Annotated in this window: 19 protein-coding genes and 1 tRNA gene; 16 read left to right on the top strand and 4 right to left on the bottom strand. The window is 63.5% G+C overall.

Annotated elements, in window-relative coordinates; genetic code table 11:
* Positions 1 to 149 precede the first annotated feature (149 nt).
* The 4 genes from KJJ24_RS09670 (at position 150) to KJJ24_RS09655 (ending at position 1,967) form a co-directional block, all read left to right on the top strand.
* Positions 150 to 222 (top strand) — tRNA-Phe (locus KJJ24_RS09670).
* A 30-nt stretch (positions 223 to 252) separates the two neighbouring features.
* Positions 253 to 489 carry a hypothetical protein gene (locus KJJ24_RS09665; RefSeq protein ID WP_214338337.1) on the top strand — a complete coding sequence of 79 codons (237 nt, stop codon included), beginning with the start codon at positions 253 to 255 and terminating at the stop codon, positions 487 to 489.
* Positions 490 to 530: 41 nt separating this feature from the next.
* Positions 531 to 1,124, top strand: a complete 594-nt coding sequence (locus KJJ24_RS09660; protein ID WP_214338335.1) for a chromophore lyase CpcT/CpeT — start codon at positions 531 to 533, stop codon at positions 1,122 to 1,124.
* Between the two features lie 96 nt (positions 1,125 to 1,220).
* Positions 1,221 to 1,967: a phycobilisome rod-core linker polypeptide gene (locus KJJ24_RS09655; protein ID WP_214338333.1), complete on the top strand. Its 747-nt coding sequence runs from the start codon at positions 1,221 to 1,223 to the stop codon at positions 1,965 to 1,967.
* A gap of 3 nt (positions 1,968 to 1,970) precedes the next feature.
* Here KJJ24_RS09655 and KJJ24_RS09650 read toward each other — a convergent pair whose 3' ends face one another.
* Positions 1,971 to 2,375, bottom strand: coding sequence for a hypothetical protein (locus tag KJJ24_RS09650; RefSeq protein ID WP_214338331.1), 405 nt, complete (start codon positions 2,373 to 2,375; stop codon positions 1,971 to 1,973).
* Between the two features lie 214 nt (positions 2,376 to 2,589).
* On the opposite strand from KJJ24_RS09650, the gene KJJ24_RS09645 reads away from it, so the two are divergent.
* The 10 genes from KJJ24_RS09645 to KJJ24_RS09600 all read left to right on the top strand — a co-directional run bounded on the left by KJJ24_RS09645 (position 2,590) and on the right by KJJ24_RS09600 (position 9,728).
* A complete protein-coding gene (locus KJJ24_RS09645; RefSeq protein WP_214338329.1) occupies positions 2,590 to 3,435 on the top strand; it encodes a phycobilisome linker polypeptide in 846 nt (281 codons plus the stop codon).
* Positions 3,436 to 3,470: 35 nt separating this feature from the next.
* Positions 3,471 to 3,686, top strand: coding sequence for a phycobilisome linker polypeptide (locus tag KJJ24_RS09640; RefSeq protein ID WP_214338327.1), 216 nt, complete (start codon positions 3,471 to 3,473; stop codon positions 3,684 to 3,686).
* A gap of 315 nt (positions 3,687 to 4,001) precedes the next feature.
* Positions 4,002 to 4,520 (top strand): phycocyanin subunit beta, encoded by a 519-nt coding sequence (locus KJJ24_RS09635; protein ID WP_214338323.1) that lies wholly within the window; start codon positions 4,002 to 4,004, stop codon positions 4,518 to 4,520.
* A gap of 54 nt (positions 4,521 to 4,574) precedes the next feature.
* Entirely contained in the window at positions 4,575 to 5,063 is a 489-nt protein-coding gene (gene cpcA, locus KJJ24_RS09630) for a phycocyanin subunit alpha (protein WP_214338321.1), read from the top strand.
* A 244-nt stretch (positions 5,064 to 5,307) separates the two neighbouring features.
* A complete protein-coding gene (locus tag KJJ24_RS09625) occupies positions 5,308 to 6,162 on the top strand; it encodes a phycobilisome linker polypeptide (protein ID WP_214338325.1) in 855 nt (284 codons plus the stop codon).
* 351 nt (positions 6,163 to 6,513) lie between these two features.
* Complete coding sequence (locus KJJ24_RS09620) at positions 6,514 to 7,032, top strand: phycocyanin subunit beta (RefSeq protein ID WP_214338323.1); 519 nt, start codon at positions 6,514 to 6,516, stop codon at positions 7,030 to 7,032.
* Between the two features lie 54 nt (positions 7,033 to 7,086).
* Positions 7,087 to 7,575 (top strand): phycocyanin subunit alpha, encoded by a 489-nt coding sequence (gene cpcA / locus KJJ24_RS09615; RefSeq protein WP_214338321.1) that lies wholly within the window; start codon positions 7,087 to 7,089, stop codon positions 7,573 to 7,575.
* Between the two features lie 125 nt (positions 7,576 to 7,700).
* Positions 7,701 to 8,573 carry a HEAT repeat domain-containing protein gene (locus tag KJJ24_RS09610; protein ID WP_214338320.1) on the top strand — a complete coding sequence of 291 codons (873 nt, stop codon included), beginning with the start codon at positions 7,701 to 7,703 and terminating at the stop codon, positions 8,571 to 8,573.
* Between the two features lie 11 nt (positions 8,574 to 8,584).
* A complete protein-coding gene (locus tag KJJ24_RS09605; protein WP_214338319.1) occupies positions 8,585 to 9,247 on the top strand; it encodes a HEAT repeat domain-containing protein in 663 nt (220 codons plus the stop codon).
* Entirely contained in the window at positions 9,240 to 9,728 is a 489-nt protein-coding gene (locus KJJ24_RS09600; protein WP_214338318.1) for a low molecular weight protein-tyrosine-phosphatase, read from the top strand. The genes KJJ24_RS09605 and KJJ24_RS09600 overlap by 8 nt, the downstream gene beginning before the upstream one ends.
* On the opposite strand, the gene KJJ24_RS09595 is transcribed toward KJJ24_RS09600, so the two are convergent.
* Together KJJ24_RS09595 and KJJ24_RS09590 are read right to left on the bottom strand one after the other, a co-directional pair.
* Positions 9,725 to 11,254, bottom strand: coding sequence for a bifunctional pantoate--beta-alanine ligase/(d)CMP kinase (locus KJJ24_RS09595; RefSeq protein ID WP_250545017.1), 1,530 nt, complete (start codon positions 11,252 to 11,254; stop codon positions 9,725 to 9,727). The two genes, KJJ24_RS09600 and KJJ24_RS09595, sit on opposite strands and share 4 nt — an antisense overlap.
* 132 nt (positions 11,255 to 11,386) lie before the next feature.
* Positions 11,387 to 11,917, bottom strand: coding sequence for a septal ring lytic transglycosylase RlpA family protein (locus tag KJJ24_RS09590; protein WP_214338316.1), 531 nt, complete (start codon positions 11,915 to 11,917; stop codon positions 11,387 to 11,389).
* 411 nt (positions 11,918 to 12,328) lie between these two features.
* Between KJJ24_RS09590 and purM the strand changes: the two genes are divergently transcribed.
* Together purM and KJJ24_RS09580 are read left to right on the top strand one after the other, a co-directional pair.
* Entirely contained in the window at positions 12,329 to 13,363 is a 1,035-nt protein-coding gene (gene purM, locus KJJ24_RS09585; protein ID WP_214338315.1) for a phosphoribosylformylglycinamidine cyclo-ligase, read from the top strand.
* Between the two features lie 169 nt (positions 13,364 to 13,532).
* The gene (locus tag KJJ24_RS09580; RefSeq protein WP_214338313.1) at positions 13,533 to 14,210 is read left to right on the top strand and encodes a hypothetical protein; all 678 of its coding nucleotides are present in this window, start codon (positions 13,533 to 13,535) and stop codon (positions 14,208 to 14,210) included.
* On the opposite strand, the gene KJJ24_RS09575 is transcribed toward KJJ24_RS09580, so the two are convergent.
* Entirely contained in the window at positions 14,211 to 15,221 is a 1,011-nt protein-coding gene (locus KJJ24_RS09575; RefSeq protein WP_250544603.1) for an aldo/keto reductase, read from the bottom strand.
* Positions 15,222 to 15,227 lie beyond the last annotated feature (6 nt).

The following is a 15,227-nucleotide window of genomic DNA, read 5'->3' as shown; positions in this document are numbered from 1 at the left end:
ATGACACCCTCACCACTGGCTCAACAGCCTGCGCTGCTGCAGAGGCGCTGCAGAGGGCCGGCCACGCGGTGCAGGGGATGCTGGCCCTGGCCCGCACCCCGGCTGCCTCCCCGCTGTGATCTAAGATCCGCAAGTCGCTGAGGCGACGGGCCGGGATAGCTCAGTTGGTAGAGCAGGCGATTGAAAATCGCCGTGTCCCCAGTTCAAATCTGGGTCCTGGCATTTCAAGAGCGCTTGTTCGCGCTTGTTTTCATGCCCATTCCGATTCCGGATAAACCGGGCCAACTGTTCAATAATCCCGACAGTTTCGCCATGGTGTTTGACGCTGCCTGGAAGCAGTTGATTCGCCGGCCAAGCGCCGAATCCCTCAGCATCGCCGAGAAGAAGCAGCAGGCCATGGCCGCCTGCGCCGATCATCCGTTCATGCTCAGCGATCCCGCGATGGCTGACCAGGTGGCTGACTTTCGGATTCGCTTGCTGAACCTCTGAGCACTTCCCCATAGGATCCGGCCCACTCCCTGCATTCAGCGATGTCCAGCTCCCTCGCTCGTCTGCTGCGCCAGCTCAGCGCTGGGTTCAGCAATCAGCAGCAGGCTTTCGAGAATCCGCCCCTTTACGCCCACATCCTGGTGAAAGTGAGGCCGCTGCCTCAGCTGGCGCCGGGATCTCTGTTGCTGGATCAGTCATATGCGATCAACCCCGCAGCGCCTTACCGGCTGCGGGTGCTTCGGGCTGAGCAGCAAGGGTCTGAGCTGCGGATCACCAATCAGGTCATCGCCGATGAGCAGCGCTTCTGGGGCGCGGTGGATGATGCCACCAAACGAGCCTTGATCACCGCTGCCGACCTCAAACCACTGGAGGGTTGCGCCTATGTGGTGCGGGAAACGGCCGATGGCTTCATCGGTGAGGTGGAGCCTGGCTGCCGCTGCATGGTGGAGCGCAAGGGCGCGCTCTCCTATCTGGTGAGCAGCTTTGAGCTCAGCGGCCGCGGCATGCGCACCATCGACCGCGGCCACGATCCGGCCACCCACGAGCAGCTCTGGGGATCGCTGGCGGGTCCGTTTGAATTCGAGCGCACCGACGATTACAGCCACGAGTTGCCGGAGCAATGGTTGGCTCTGTGACTCGTTCTGCGAGGTAAAGCTGTGTTGAGGCTTCGGGGGGTGTGAGGGTTTGGCGGTGCGCCATCGATAGCTTCACCCCCGGTTTTTCCCATTGCCATGGCCCTGCCCTTGTTGGCCACCAAGCCGATCACCCAGAACGCCCGGGTGAATAACTTCTCCATCGGCACCGATGAAGCGCCCCGCATCCAGGTGGATGTGGATGAGCAGATTGAGCGTGCTTATCGCCAGATCTTCTTCCACGCCTTCAAGGTGGATCGCGAACCGATGCTGGAGATGCAATTCCGCAACGGCGATCTCACCACCCGTGATTTTGTGCGCGGCCTGTTGCTCTCGCGCAAGTTCCGCGAGGGCTTTTATCGCTGCAATAGCAACTACCGAGTGGTGGAGCAGATCGTGGGCCGGGTGTTGGGTCGCGATGTGAATGGCGACCAGGAGCGCATCGCTTGGTCGATCGTGATCGCCAACGAGGGATTGGAGGGGTTCGTTGATGCCCTGCTCAGCTCCCAGGAATACATGGAGGCCTTCGGTTTGGAAACCGTGCCTTACCAGCGATCCCGCGTGCTGGCCGGCCATGCGAAGCCCCAGCTCCCCTTCAATCAGAAGGCACCGCGCTACAGCGCCTACTGGCGCGATGTCAGCGCTCACCGCGCTCCGGCCAATCCCTTCGCCGGCGGTGGCGCCCAGTTCAGCGGCGCTCAGATGTCGCCCGCCTGGGTGGGCGGGCAGCCTCCCAAGCTGGCGCAGACCATCTGGCTGGCCTTGGCGGCGATCGGAAGCCTGGAGGTGCTGCGGGTGCTGCTCACGTCCGCCGGCGCCATGCTCGGTACCGGTTCCGCCGGTTGAGCCTCAGGCGCTCAGTTCATCCATGAAGGGCTGTTCCTCGTCCTCCGGGAAGGGGTTCAGCTCAGGCTCGCTGTCGATGAACTGGTTTGTTTCAACGCTGGCTTCAGCCATACCCGGGCGTAGCGGATGCACAGTGGCGGAATGGGAGACAGGGATCTGCTCGTCGAGCAGTTCTTCCAGCCTGGCGATGCGCTCTTCCGTGGCAGCCAGAATCTCGGTCGATTCGATGCTGTTGCTCTCGCTCTGACTATGCGACAGGGTCTGCAATTGGTTCTCCAACCCCGTGAGCCGCTCCTCCAGCTCCAGCAGGCGCAGTGTGAGGGTTTCGCTCACCAGGCTGAGTGACTGCAGTTGCTCGCTGAGCCGAAGCTGTAATGCTGCCGCGGGGGCGGTTTCTCTGGCAGACATGCCTGTGGCCGAGATGGGTTTGGCCGGATGGTATCGGCCCTGAGGGCGATCGCCAGGGCCTATTTTTGTAACGTTTCTGAAAGGGGCTGGAGGATGCCAATCAGGCCCCATAGGATCCGGCTCTGGCACCAACTGCGCTGGTAGCCGTTCGGTGCGTCTTTTCTTCAGGCACGCCCTCCCAAGCAAGCCGTCCAAGCCCGCTTCCCGTAGCCCCATGACCCTCGCCAACGCTGCCTATCTGGGCATCGAGCGTTACGCCAACAACCGCGTCAATGAGAACTGGATGACCGGTTCTTCTGACGACAAAGTGGCGCTCATCCGTGCTGTGTATCAGCAGGTGCTCGGCAATCAGTACGTGATGGCCAGCGAGCGTCTTGAAGGCCCTGAGTCGCTGTTTAAGCGTGGTTATCTGAGCGTGCGTGAGTTCGTGCGTCAGGTCGCCAAGAGTGGCCTGTATCGCAAGAAGTTCTTCGAGAGCACCAACCCCTACCGCTTTATCGAGCTCAACTTCAAGCACCTGCTCGGCCGAGCTCCCCAGAACAAGGCGGAGATGCTGCACCACTTCACGATCCTGCAGGAGAAAGGCTTCGACGCCGAGATCGATTCCTATCTCGATAGCGCCGAGTATCAGGAGCGCTTCGGTGAGGAGGGTGTGCCCTATCTGCACGGCTGGAACTACTCCGCCGGTCAGCAGGGGCTGCAGTTCTCCTACATGCTGCAACTGGCACGCGGTGCCGCCGCTTCGGTGAAGGGCGACATCACCAAGAACCAGTCGCGTCTCAATCCCTCCGTGCACGCTGAGATGCCGTTGCCGGTGGTGAGCCCCAATGCCAAAGGCAATGTGTTCCGCAAGGTGGGCACCGATGGTGTCACCCGTCAGGGTGTGGGCGCTGGCGAAGAGGGCCGCACCTTCCGGGTTGAGATCACCGGCTTCAACAACTACCGCCTGCACAAGCGCAGCAATCGCGTGCGCTTCATCCCTTTCAACAAGCTGCTCGAGTATCAACAGCAGATCCAGCGCGAAGGCGGCCGGATCGCCAGCATCACACCGGTCAACTGACCATTCCTTCGCTTTCTGTTATCCCCGTTGCTCCGATGAAGGTTTCTGCAGGCAACCGCGGCACCAGCTTCAGCAATGACCGCCAGGTGTCGTTCACCGTTACCGGTTTGGCCAACAACGACTACTCCCGCACCGCAGATGTGGTGATGAACGTGCCCTACACCCGCATGAATGAGACCATGCGTCTGGTGCAGCGCATGGGCGGCAAAATCACTGCTGTGAGCGTGAGCGGCGGCATTGACGCCGAATGACCTGATGGACAGCCCGCTTCAGCGGGCTTCGATCGGCCGCCCCCTCCTTGAGGGGGCTTTTTCATGCCAGCGCTGTGCTGGCGGCTACCCACAAGCGGGCTGCACCGACCTGTTGTTGCCTTTCTCATCTTCGAGAAGCGTTGCAGCGCAGCCGGTTTACCCCTGCAGATGACCGTTTGTTAAGTGCTGCTGATGGGGACGATCAGCTTGTCCAACAATGGCCAGGCCAAGCGATGAGGCGGTTTCGGCCAGCTCCTCGGTTTGGCCCCCCTCATCCCCCTCTCCCCGACTCACGTCGAGAACAGGAGCTAATCAATGTTCGACGCCTTCACCAAGGTTGTTGCTCAGGCTGATGCCCGCGGCGAATTCCTGAACGCTGGTCAAATCGACGCTCTCTCCGCCATGGTGGCCGAGAGCAACAAGCGTATGGATTCGGTGAACCGCATCACCTCCAACGCCTCCAAGATTGTCACCAACGCTGCCCGCGAGCTGTTCGACCAGCAGCCTGCGCTGATCGCCCCCGGCGGTAACGCTTACACCCACCGTCGCATGGCTGCCTGCCTGCGCGACATGGAGATCATCCTGCGCTACGTGACCTACGCCGTGTTCACCGGCGATGCGTCTGTGCTGGAAGATCGCTGCCTGAACGGCCTGCGTGAGACCTACCTGGCCCTGGGCGTTCCTGGCGCTTCCGTGGCAGAAGGCGTGCGCAAGATGAAGGACGCCGCCATCGCGATCGCCAACGATCGCAACGGCATCACCCCCGGCGACTGCTCCGCTCTGATGAGCGAGATCGGCACCTACTTCGATCGCGCTGCTGCTGCTGTTGCCTGAGGCAACGCTGCTCCGCGTCATTTCTAGGTCCACCCTTCTTCTTCACTTCGAACAATGAAGACCCCTCTCACCGAAGCCGTAGCCGCCGCTGATTCCCAGGGCCGCTTTCTGAGCAACACCGAGCTGAACGCCGCTTTCGGCCGTTTCGAGCGCGCTGCCAATGCTCTGGCTGCTGCCAAGGCTCTGACCGCCAAGGCTGACGAACTGGTGAACGGCGCTGCCCAGGCCGTTTACAACAAGTTCCCCTACACCACCCAGATGCAGGGCGCTAACTACGCCTCTGATGCTCGCGGTAAGGCCAAGTGCGCCCGTGACATCGGCTACTACCTGCGTCAGGTGACCTACTGCCTGGTTGCTGGTGGCACCGGCCCCATCGACGAGTACCTGATTGCTGGTCTCGACGAGATCAACCGTGCATTCGAGCTCTCCCCCTCCTGGTATGTGGAAGCTCTGAACTACATCAAGGCCAACCACGGCATCAGCGGCGACGCCGGCGTGATCGCTAACAACTACATCGACTACGCGATCGCCGCTCTGGTCTGATCTTCAGATTCACAGCGCAACTGCGAGTTGCCACGAGCCCCCCGCAAGGGGGGCTTTTTTTGTTGGCCACGCTTATCGGGCTCAGTAGATCTGCTGAAGCTGTAACGAAATCATGCGCGGCTCTCAGGGGCGATTCTTGATTGCCCATAGGATTTTTGAGGCGGAGTTTCTGTCGGCATCAGCTGCGTTTGTTGCCGCTTTAGGCCGTCGCTCCACCCCCTCTTTTCCCTTTGATCCGCCTGCCATGACCCTGGTTAATGCCGCCTATCTGGGCATCGAACGTTTCGAGAACGACCGCAACAACGAGAACTGGTCGGCTGGCTCCAGCCAGGCAGACAAGGCCATTCTGATCCGTGCTGTGTATCGCCAGGTGCTCGGCTATCAGTACGTCATGGAGAGCGAGCGTCTCACTGGGGCTGAATCATTGTTTCGGAATGGCTATCTGAGTGTGCGTGAATTCGTGCGTTCGGTGGCGAAGAGCGGTTTGTATCGCTCGAAATTCTTCGACAACACCAATCCGTATCACTTCATTGAGCTGAATTTCAAGCATCTACTCGGCCGCGCGCCCCAGGGCCGTGAGGAGATGCTCCATCACTTCACGATCCTGCAGGAGCAGGGCTACGACGCCGAGATTGATGCGTATCTCGATAGCACCGAGTATCAGGATCGCTTCGGTGAGGAGCAGGTGCCCTTCCTGCATGGTTGGGATTACTCCAAGGGGCATGCGGGCCGTCAGTTTTCCTGGCTGATGCAGCTCACCCGTGGTGCGGCTGCCTCGGTGAAAGGCGAGATCACCGGCATCGCTTCCCGCCTGGGCCCCGCCCTGCACCAGAACCGTGCTGTGCCCGTGGTGAGCCCTAATGCCGGTGGCTCCGCGGTGCAGCCGGCGGGCGTGGCGAGCACCGCCATTACCTCAATGGCCCAGGGAATCGGCCAGAAGGCACGCGTGTATCGCGTTGAGGTCACCGGCCTCAACAACTACCGTCTGCACAAGCGCAGCAACATGGTGCGCTTTATCCCCTTCGACAAGATGCTGGAAGCGCAGCAGCAGATTCACCGCCAGGGCGGCCGGGTGGCCAGCGTGACACCCGTGAATTGAGGTGTTGCCCCGGTGGCGGGGCTTTTTGTGCAAGCAACAATCGCGTCCTAATGACTTCAGCTTTGCTTCAGGATTGGGGCGCGATCTGCCTGTTCCGGTGCCACTTCCGTCTTGACGGTGACCCTTTGTGAACTTCGCTCGGTCTCTTGATGCTGCTTCTGGCGGCTGTGGCCACAATGCTTGGGTCAGCGATCAGTTGTTGCGGCCGAAGTTATTTCGAGCCTGCATCACACTGTGGTTCCGACTCTGGCGATCTGCCTGCAATCAGGACGAACTTTCGGCCTGGTGGAGTTGATCGCTCTCCCCCTCATCCCCCTCTCCCCGACTCACGTCGAGAACAGGAGCTAATCAATGTTCGACGCCTTCACCAAGGTTGTTGCTCAGGCTGATGCCCGCGGCGAATTCCTGAACGCTGGTCAAATCGATGCTCTCTCCGCCATGGTGGCCGAGAGCAACAAGCGTATGGATTCGGTGAACCGCATCACCTCCAACGCCTCCAAGATTGTCACCAACGCTGCCCGCGAGCTGTTCGACCAGCAGCCTGCGCTGATCGCCCCCGGCGGTAACGCTTACACCCACCGTCGCATGGCTGCATGCCTGCGCGACATGGAGATCATCCTGCGCTACGTGACCTACGCCGTGTTCACCGGCGATGCGTCTGTGCTGGAAGATCGCTGCCTGAACGGCCTGCGTGAGACCTACCTAGCCCTGGGCGTTCCTGGCGCTTCCGTGGCAGAAGGCGTGCGCAAGATGAAGGACGCCGCCATCGCGATCGCCAACGATCGCAACGGCATCACCCCCGGCGACTGCTCCGCTCTGATGAGCGAGATCGGCACCTACTTCGATCGCGCTGCTGCTGCTGTTGCCTGAGGCAACGCTGCTCCGCGTCATTTCTAGGTCCACCCTTCTTCTTCACTTCGAACAATGAAGACCCCTCTCACCGAAGCCGTAGCCGCCGCTGATTCCCAGGGCCGCTTTCTGAGCAACACCGAGCTGAACGCCGCTTTCGGCCGTTTCGAGCGCGCTGCCAATGCTCTGGCTGCTGCCAAGGCTCTGACCGCCAAGGCTGACGAACTGGTGAACGGCGCTGCCCAGGCCGTTTACAACAAGTTCCCCTACACCACCCAGATGCAGGGCGCTAACTACGCCTCTGATGCTCGCGGTAAGGCCAAGTGCGCCCGTGACATCGGCTACTACCTGCGTCAGGTGACCTACTGCCTGGTTGCTGGTGGCACCGGCCCCATCGACGAGTACCTGATTGCTGGTCTCGACGAGATCAACCGTGCATTCGAGCTCTCCCCCTCCTGGTATGTGGAAGCTCTGAACTACATCAAGGCCAACCACGGCATCAGCGGCGACGCCGGCGTGATCGCCAACAACTACATCGACTACGCGATCGCCGCTCTGGTCTGATTTTCAGATTCACAGCGCAACTGCGAGTTGCCACGAGCCCCCCGCAAGGGGGGCTTTTTTTGTTGCATCCGCCTGCGCTGGGGCCTGCGGCGATGGCAGCATCAACAGCGCCATCGTTTTGGGCTATGGCCGCCGGCGACGCCGACCGATCAATCCCGGGCAACGGAGATCCGATCAGTGAAGAGGAGGCGCTGCGGCGCCTGCGCCTCACCGACGACCCCTCCGCGCAGTACTACGCGGCCTGGTGGCTGGGCCGCAACCGCAGCCGCCATCCCGATGCGGTTCCCTTGCTGCAGGAGGCTCTGCGCCAGCGCCGCCCCCGCGACCCCGGTGCTGGCGTGGAAGAAAACGCCGTGGCGCGCAACGCCGCCCGTGCCCTGGGCAAGCTCGGCGCGCCTGCCCAGGCCGCTATTCCCGATCTGCTCGCCACGCTCGAGGATGACGACCATGGCCTGCGCGAAGCAGCGGCCCGTGCCCTCGGTGATCTGCGCGCCCAAGCGGCGGTCGAGCCCCTGCGACGCCGTTTAGCCAGTGGCCCGGCGGTGGCCGGAGCCCAGCAACCTGGCACCCCGAGGCTGCAGGAACCCTGCGAAGCCCTGCTCGAAGCCCTCGGTGAGATCGGTGTGGCCGAGCCGCCGGTGTTGGCGGTGATTGAGCCGTTTGTGGCCCATGAGCGGCCCTTGATCCGCAGTGCCGCCTCTCGGGCACTGCTGCAGCTCACCCAAGAGCGCCGCTGGGGTGATCAGCTGGTGCAGTTGCTGCAACACCAGCAGTTGCAGGTGCGCCGCGCAGCCCTGATGGATCTGGGGGCCGCCGGTTGGCGCGAGGCCTTGGAACCCATCGCAGCCACCTTGGCGGAGAACAGCCTCAAGCTGATTGCCCTGCGCGGCCTGGTGGAGCAGGGCGCTGGTTCAGCGGGCGGCCATGCCGCTTCGTTTGGCGAGGCACCTGATGCCGCCACCGTGGCGGTGCTCGATGCCATGGATGCCCTGCTGTGAGCACTTCTGTTGTGACCCCATCGGATGTAGCCGCCCTGGTGGAGGCCGTACAGCGCGCCGACAGCGCTCTAGGCCTACTGCAGGCCACCCAAGCCCTGGCCGCCTCAGCCCATCCTTCTGGTGCGACCTGCCTAGTGGAGGTGCTGGGCTTCAACAACCCAGGCGCCGCCGTAGCCGCCGTTGACGGCCTGATCGCCATCGGCGTGCCTGCCGTCGACACGATCCTCACCAACATCGACGGCTACAACTACGGCGCCCGTGCCTGGGCCGTGCGCGCCTTGGCCGGCATTGGTGATGTGCGCGGCCTTGAGGTGCTCGAGGATGCCCTCGGCAAAGACATCGGCCCCAGTGTGCGCCGCGCGGCAGCTCGGGGTCTTGGGCAATTGCGGCTCGATCAGCTGCCGCCGCCGCAGCGCCGTGCCACGGCGGAGCGCTGCCTGCAGGCTCTGGTGGAGGGCTGCCGTGATGGCGAGTGGGTGGTGCGCTACGCCGTGGTGGTGGGGCTTGAATCGCTCGCGCCTGCCGTGCATCCTGAGCTGGCCGAGGGGCCTTCTGCGCAGCAGCGCCTGCACGAAGCTCTGATCGGTTTGTGCCGTCATCCAGCGGAGGAGGCCCCGGTGGTGCAGCTCCGGGCCGCCCTGGCCTTGCAGCGCCTGGGGGTGCCTCATGGCTGAGCGGCGCCTGTTGTTTGTTTGCCTCGGCAACATCTGCCGCTCACCGGCCGCCGAGGGGGTGTTTCTGCATCTGATCGCTCGTGAGGGCCTGGAGGATCGCTTCGTGGTGGATAGCGCCGGTACCGGCGGCTGGCACGTGGGCAATCCGGCTGATCGGCGCATGCGCGCCGCCGCTGAGCGCCGCGGCATTCACCTGCCCAGCCGCGCTCGCCAGATCGAATTGGCGGATTTCAGCGCCTTTGATCGCATCCTCACCATGGATGACGACAACCTGCGCAACGTGCGCTCCCTAGCCCGCGAACTGGGCAATCGGCCGGGGTTAGCTCGGATTGAGTCGATGACCAGCCACTGCCGTCAGCATCAGGCCAGTGAGGTGCCCGACCCCTATTACGGCGGCGAGCAGGGCTTCGAGCATGTGCTCGATCTGCTGGAAGACGCCTGCGGCGGGCTGCTCGAGAGCCTGCTGCGCGAGGTGCGCTAGGCCGCCGGCTCCGGCCAGGCGTCGTGGGGCACGCGCTGGCGGAACAGCTGTACCAGCTGCTCGATCACCGCGTCGATGCTCAGGCCATCGGTGATCAGCTCCACTGCATCGGCGGCCTGGGTGAGCGGGGATACCTCCCGCGTGGAATCGAGGTGGTCGCGTTCAGCGATCTGGGCTTCGAGCTCCGCTAGAGCCGGCACGGCAAAGCCGCGTTGCTCGAGATCAAGGGCGCGGCGGCGGGCCCGTTCGGCAACGGTGGCGGTGAGGAACACTTTCAGTTCGGCATCCGGGAACACGGCGGTGCCGATGTCGCGCCCTTCGGCCACCAGGCCACCGCGCTCGCCCATCGCCTGCTGCTGGCGGGTGAGGGCTTCGCGCACGCAGCCGTGGGCTGCAACTTGTGAGACCTGGGCGGTCACCTCCGGCGAGCGGATCGCCTCGGTCACATCGTGGCCGTTGACGCTCGCCCGCTGCTTTCCGGCCGCTGCGGTGCTCAGCTGCAGATCGAGGCCCTCCAGCAGCGGCGCCACGGCAGCTGCTTCGCTTGCATCCACGCCGCTCTGCTGCACCAACCAGGTCACAGCGCGATACATCGCGCCCGTATCGAGGTAGATCAGTCCGAGCTGCTCGGCAAAGGCACGGGTCACGGTGCTCTTGCCGGCACCGGCAGGGCCATCGATGGCAACGATCGGGGCTCGGCTCATCAGGAATACGTGATCGATCAGGCGGCTAGGGCCGCAGTGGACAGCGGCGGCCAGCAGGGTGAGCCCCTTCAGCGCGCTGCGCGGTTGCAGGCTGATGGGGCACACCGCTTCTACATAGTCGACCACCAGGCCGCCCTGCTCCAGCTTCTCGTGCACTGTCGCCAGCAAGGGCGCCAAGGCGGTGCCAGGCTGCTGCGCTGCGGCGTTGGCTTTCTCCAGCGCCTGGGGTAGCGCAGTGGCCTGCAAGCGCTGATCTGCGTTGAGATAGCTGTTGCGCGAACTGAGGGCAAGACCATCGCCCTCCCGCAGCGTGGCAACCCCGACCACCTCAACAGGCAGTCCGAGATCGGCCACCACGCGCCGCAGGATGACCAGCTGCTGCCAATCCTTCTCGCCGAGCAGCAGTTGATCGGGGCGGATCAGGCCTAGCAGCCGTGCCACCACGGTGGCTACACCATTGAAATGGCCGCTCCGGTGCCGGCCGCACAGCCCTTGCTGCAGCGATAGGGGCGGCTGAATGCGGGTGAGCTCTTGCTCTCCAGCTGGGTAGAGCTCCTCCAGGCTGGGGGCAAACAAGGCATCAGCCCCGGCTGCCTCTGCCAGGGCTGCATCCTCCTCAAGCTGGCGTGGGTAGCGGGCGAAATCCTCCTTCGGGCCGAATTGCAGAGGGTTCACGAACACGCTCACCAGCACGCGCGGTTGTCCACCAGCGCAGGGACGCGCCGCCCGGCTGATCAGGCTCTGGTGCCCCGGATGCAAGGCGCCCATCGTGGGCACGAAATGCAGAGGCGCCTGCCTGGTTTCGCGGCGCCAAGCCTCCAGTTCGGTGCAGTGGCGCAGCAGGCGCAAGGGCGCTCCAGGATCGATTTGGACCCTACTGGACCCCAATGTTCTCTCATCAAAAAGCCCACCGTCACAAGGGCGGTGGGCTTGCAGGGTCAGCAGGCCCTCGACTTACTGGAGCACTTCCAGCTTCACGTTGGCCACGCCACTGGAGACGAGTCCGAGGTGATGAGCAGCCCCATGGGCCAGGTCGATCACGCGATTGCCGTGGAAGGGGCCGCGGTCGTTGATGCGCACGACAGTGCTGAGGCCGTTGCGCAGGTTGGTCACGCGCACCTTGGTACCGAATGGCAGCGTGCGGTGGGCTGCTGTGAGGGTGCCAGGACGAAAGACTTCGCCGTTCGCGGTGCGGTTGCCAAAGAAGCCAGGCCCATACCAGCTGGCCTGGCCTTGGCTCACCGAGCGCACCCTCGGAGCCTGAGGTGGCGTTGCGATGGGCAGGGTTGGAGCAATCGGCTTGATCTGAGGCTCGTCAGAGCTCTCGGCCGTATCGCTGAGGGGCTCCGCGCTACGAACAGCGACTTCAACAATGCTGCTGCTGGCTGCAGCGGCGTCACGGCCAGTGGTGGCTAGGGCCGGAGGCAGACCAGTGCTGCCGGAGAGCAACAGAGCCGAACCACCAAGGAGACAGAGGCGACGCATAACAAACGAAACCCGCCGTGATCAACACAGCAGCCACGGAAGATGTGGCCCGTCAGCATCAAGAGCGTTTCAGGGGGACTGCAAGCAAACAAGCGCAGGCAGTTACTGAAACGAAGTACTGGCGGAGTTCCTATCGGGAATTAACGACGCTGCAAAGTTACCGGCAGTGCAACAGGCATTCGGTTAGGAACTGCAGGCCGTTGATTGATCAGGATTTGCGATCAAATCCCGGATCAAGCGCTATCGCAGGGATCTGGAGGGGCGCAAGAGGGTCGTCCAATCACATGGACTGATCGCCTTGATAAGCGGGGCTGATCGCGCTTTGTGCCAACCCTGCGGGCGTCCATGTCGGACTGCCTGGTCTTGGGTCCATGCCGGGGCAGGATCAAGGGGTCCGAGAGTGTTGCTGGTATGGACTACCGCACAGCAGGCGTTGATGTGGAGGCTGGTCGCGCCTTCGTTGAGCGCATTCGCTCGAGTGTGGAATCCACTCGCCGTCCAGAAGTGCTCGGGGGGCTCGGAGGCTTTGGCGGGCTGTGTCGCCTTCCCCAGGGCATGCGTAAGCCTCTGCTGGTGTCGGGCACCGATGGGGTAGGCACCAAGCTGGAATTAGCCCAAGCCCATCACCGCCACCACAGCGTGGGCATTGATCTTGTTGCGATGTGCGTCAACGATGTGATCACGAGCGGCGCGCAGCCGCTGTTTTTCCTTGATTACATCGCCACTGGCAAGCTCAGCCCCGAAGCCATGGCTGAGGTGGTGGAGGGCATCGCCGATGGCTGTCGTCGCAGCGGCTGCGCCCTGCTTGGTGGTGAAACCGCAGAGATGCCCGGTTTTTACGGCGCCGGCCGCTACGACCTGGCGGGTTTTTGCGTGGCGGTGGTGGAGGAAGACGCGTTGATCGATCCGGCTCGGGTGCAGCCAGGGGATCGGATTGTGGCCGTTGCCAGTAGTGGAGTTCACAGCAACGGCTTCAGCCTGGTGCGCCGCATCCTGGAGATGCGTGGCGTCACCCCGAGTACCACCATCGCCTCCGGTGCTCCGGCGGTACTGGATGCCTTGCTGGAGCCCACTGTTCTCTACGCCTCGCTGGTGCAGGCCTTGCTTCTGGCTGGTGTGGAACTGCACGGTATGGCCCACATCACCGGCGGTGGGCTGCCCGAAAACCTGCCTCGGGCTTTGCCGGCTGGGTTGCAGGCCCGCATCGATCCAGGCAGTTGGGAGCGACCGGTGCTGTTTCGCTGGCTCCAGGAGAACGGCGAGGTGCCCGAGGCCGATCTCTGGAACACGTTCAACCTTGGGGTGGGGTTTTGTCTTGTGCTGCCGGAGGTGGCAGTTGCGTCGGCGCTGCAGGTGTGCCGGGAGCAGGGCCACCAAGCCTGGTTGCTCGGCGGTGTGGAACCCGCGGCGGCTGCGGCGGGCACCCTGGCGGGATTGCCGTACTGATCGTCCCTGGCTTGCTGCCAAATTGCATCAGGCCGGGCGTTGAGCTCGGCGAAACCGCTTCAGGCCGTTAGGGTCTGGCTCACGCAGTGCACCGGCTCGCCCGGGCGCTTGCACGATGTGCCTGGGCTGCAGAACACAGCGCATAGGTTCCGTTCTTTATAGGTTTGAGATGTCGTTAAACGGCTCGCTTTTAAACACTGCTACGCGTGTGACTCGTCGCCGTAGTTCTGCTGGTCCGATCCCCCCTAATCGCCCGCTGCGTCCCCGCGACAGCTATCCCAGCCGCAGCAGCGTTCGGCCCACGTTCCTCACCCTGCGCGACCACGGCAAGGTGTTTGTGGCTGACCTGCCCCGCCTCTCCGATGGTCAGTTGGCCCATGTGGGTAAAGAAGCCCGCGAGGTGCTTGAGAGCATCACTCGCCGCTTAGAGGAGCTTGAGCAGCAGCTTCAGCTTTCTCCTCAGGAACAGGAAACCCGCATTCGTGCTGCGACCAAGCGCGATGTCACCGAGCGCTTCATCCGCTCTGTGGAAGATGAGCAGGAGCAGCGCCGCTCCAACCCGGCTCTCAAGGCTGCGGCTGGAGAGTCGCTGGCTCGTGCCTTTCTGGAAATTGCCCGCCATCGTCTGCCTGGCGCCACCTTTGATTCCCTCCTCCAGGAAGCTCTTGCAGCCTGCGATGAACGCCCTGAGGCGACGGCTGAGCCGCAGCCTCCAGTGCCGATTGAGGCGCCCCGTCCTCGGTTGGTGTCGTTGAGTCGTCCTGTAGATGCCCCTGTGGCAGCTGAGCGAGAGCGTCTGCCTGTGGTGCTCACTCCGGATCCCTCGCCCCAGATGGGCCAGGCTTGATCAGTTGCTCTGAAAGGGATTGGCGGGCATCCGGGCCGCTTCGCTCGTCCATGCCAGTTGATCGAGTGCGGCGCGTTCATGCGGGCTCAATTGCCAGCTAAGGGCTTCCGCCGCGGCATCAACCTGAGCGCAGCTGCGCAGCCCCGGGATTGGCATGGCGCCATGGGCTCGGCACCAATTGAGCGCCACCGCCGCATGCCCGCCCGGGCGGTTGCCGCCGATCTCTTGCATGCGGTTGCGCAGCGCCAGGATCTGCGGCTCCAGGCGCCGGAACAAACTGCGGCGTGCTCCGGTGAGCGGCCGAGTGTGTGCTGCGTTTGCGTTGCCGCTGCGGCTGAGCAGGCCCAGGGCCAGGGGGCTGTAGGCGATCAGGTCGATCTTGAGCTCACGGCACACGTCTGCCACGCCGCCCGGTTGCAGCGGCTGTGGGGCTAGCAGCGACAGCTGCACCTGCAGGCTGCTGAGAGACACCCCCTGATCGCTCAAGCGGCGGTGCAGCTCTCGCAGGCGCTTGGGCCCCACATTCGAGACCCCAATGCTCTCGGTGGCGCCACTGCGGACAAGATCCGCCAGTCCATCCAGCAACGGTCCTTCTTGCCAGGGCGCATAGCGGGCGGTGCTCCAGTGCAGCTGCACCCGTTTCATTTGGCCCTGCAGGCGCTCCTGGGAGGCTGCGAAGGCATGGGCGTAGCCCTGGCGGCCAAGCCGCCAGGGGAAGGGGGCCAGCTTGGTGGCGATGCAGAGCTGATCGCGCTCCTCGGCGCTGGCGGCCATGGCGAAGCGGCCCAGCAGGGTCTCGCTGCGGCCATTGAGTCGGCCAGTGCCATAGGAATCGGCGGTATCGAAGAAGCGCAGCCCTTGATCCAGGCAGTGCCGGAATGTGGCCGCCAGGGTGTCGTCGTCGCGGTCAGGGTTGTAGCCCCAGAGAAACTGGTTGCCCCAGGCCCAGGTGCCCACTCCGATCCTGGGTTGTTCGCCGCCGCTTGCCATGATCGAGCCCGATAAGGCCATCACATC

This window comes from Synechococcus sp. LA31 (assembly GCF_018502385.1).
GTDB lineage: Bacteria > Cyanobacteriota > Cyanobacteriia > PCC-6307 > Cyanobiaceae > Vulcanococcus.
The sequence above is the reverse complement of the archived record's forward strand: the minus strand, read 5'-3'. Positions and strand labels throughout refer to the sequence as shown.

Coding starts and splice junctions, on each gene's coding strand:
- KJJ24_RS09640 (WP_214338327.1), top strand. CDS start 3,471: ATGAAGGTTTCTGCAGGCAACCGCGGCACCAGCTTCAGCAATGACCGC.
- KJJ24_RS09600 (WP_214338318.1), top strand. CDS start 9,240: ATGGCTGAGCGGCGCCTGTTGTTTGTTTGCCTCGGCAACATCTGCCGC.
- KJJ24_RS09635 (WP_214338323.1), top strand. CDS start 4,002: ATGTTCGACGCCTTCACCAAGGTTGTTGCTCAGGCTGATGCCCGCGGC.
- KJJ24_RS09575 (WP_250544603.1), bottom strand. CDS start 15,221: ATGGCCTTATCGGGCTCGATCATGGCAAGCGGCGGCGAACAACCCAGG.
- cpcA (WP_214338321.1), top strand. CDS start 4,575: ATGAAGACCCCTCTCACCGAAGCCGTAGCCGCCGCTGATTCCCAGGGC.
- KJJ24_RS09665 (WP_214338337.1), top strand. CDS start 253: ATGCCCATTCCGATTCCGGATAAACCGGGCCAACTGTTCAATAATCCC.
- KJJ24_RS09660 (WP_214338335.1), top strand. CDS start 531: ATGTCCAGCTCCCTCGCTCGTCTGCTGCGCCAGCTCAGCGCTGGGTTC.
- KJJ24_RS09655 (WP_214338333.1), top strand. CDS start 1,221: ATGGCCCTGCCCTTGTTGGCCACCAAGCCGATCACCCAGAACGCCCGG.
- KJJ24_RS09625 (WP_214338325.1), top strand. CDS start 5,308: ATGACCCTGGTTAATGCCGCCTATCTGGGCATCGAACGTTTCGAGAAC.
- purM (WP_214338315.1), top strand. CDS start 12,329: ATGGACTACCGCACAGCAGGCGTTGATGTGGAGGCTGGTCGCGCCTTC.
- cpcA (WP_214338321.1), top strand. CDS start 7,087: ATGAAGACCCCTCTCACCGAAGCCGTAGCCGCCGCTGATTCCCAGGGC.
- KJJ24_RS09620 (WP_214338323.1), top strand. CDS start 6,514: ATGTTCGACGCCTTCACCAAGGTTGTTGCTCAGGCTGATGCCCGCGGC.
- KJJ24_RS09590 (WP_214338316.1), bottom strand. CDS start 11,917: ATGCGTCGCCTCTGTCTCCTTGGTGGTTCGGCTCTGTTGCTCTCCGGC.
- KJJ24_RS09580 (WP_214338313.1), top strand. CDS start 13,533: ATGTCGTTAAACGGCTCGCTTTTAAACACTGCTACGCGTGTGACTCGT.
- KJJ24_RS09650 (WP_214338331.1), bottom strand. CDS start 2,375: ATGTCTGCCAGAGAAACCGCCCCCGCGGCAGCATTACAGCTTCGGCTC.
- KJJ24_RS09645 (WP_214338329.1), top strand. CDS start 2,590: ATGACCCTCGCCAACGCTGCCTATCTGGGCATCGAGCGTTACGCCAAC.
- KJJ24_RS09610 (WP_214338320.1), top strand. CDS start 7,701: ATGGCCGCCGGCGACGCCGACCGATCAATCCCGGGCAACGGAGATCCG.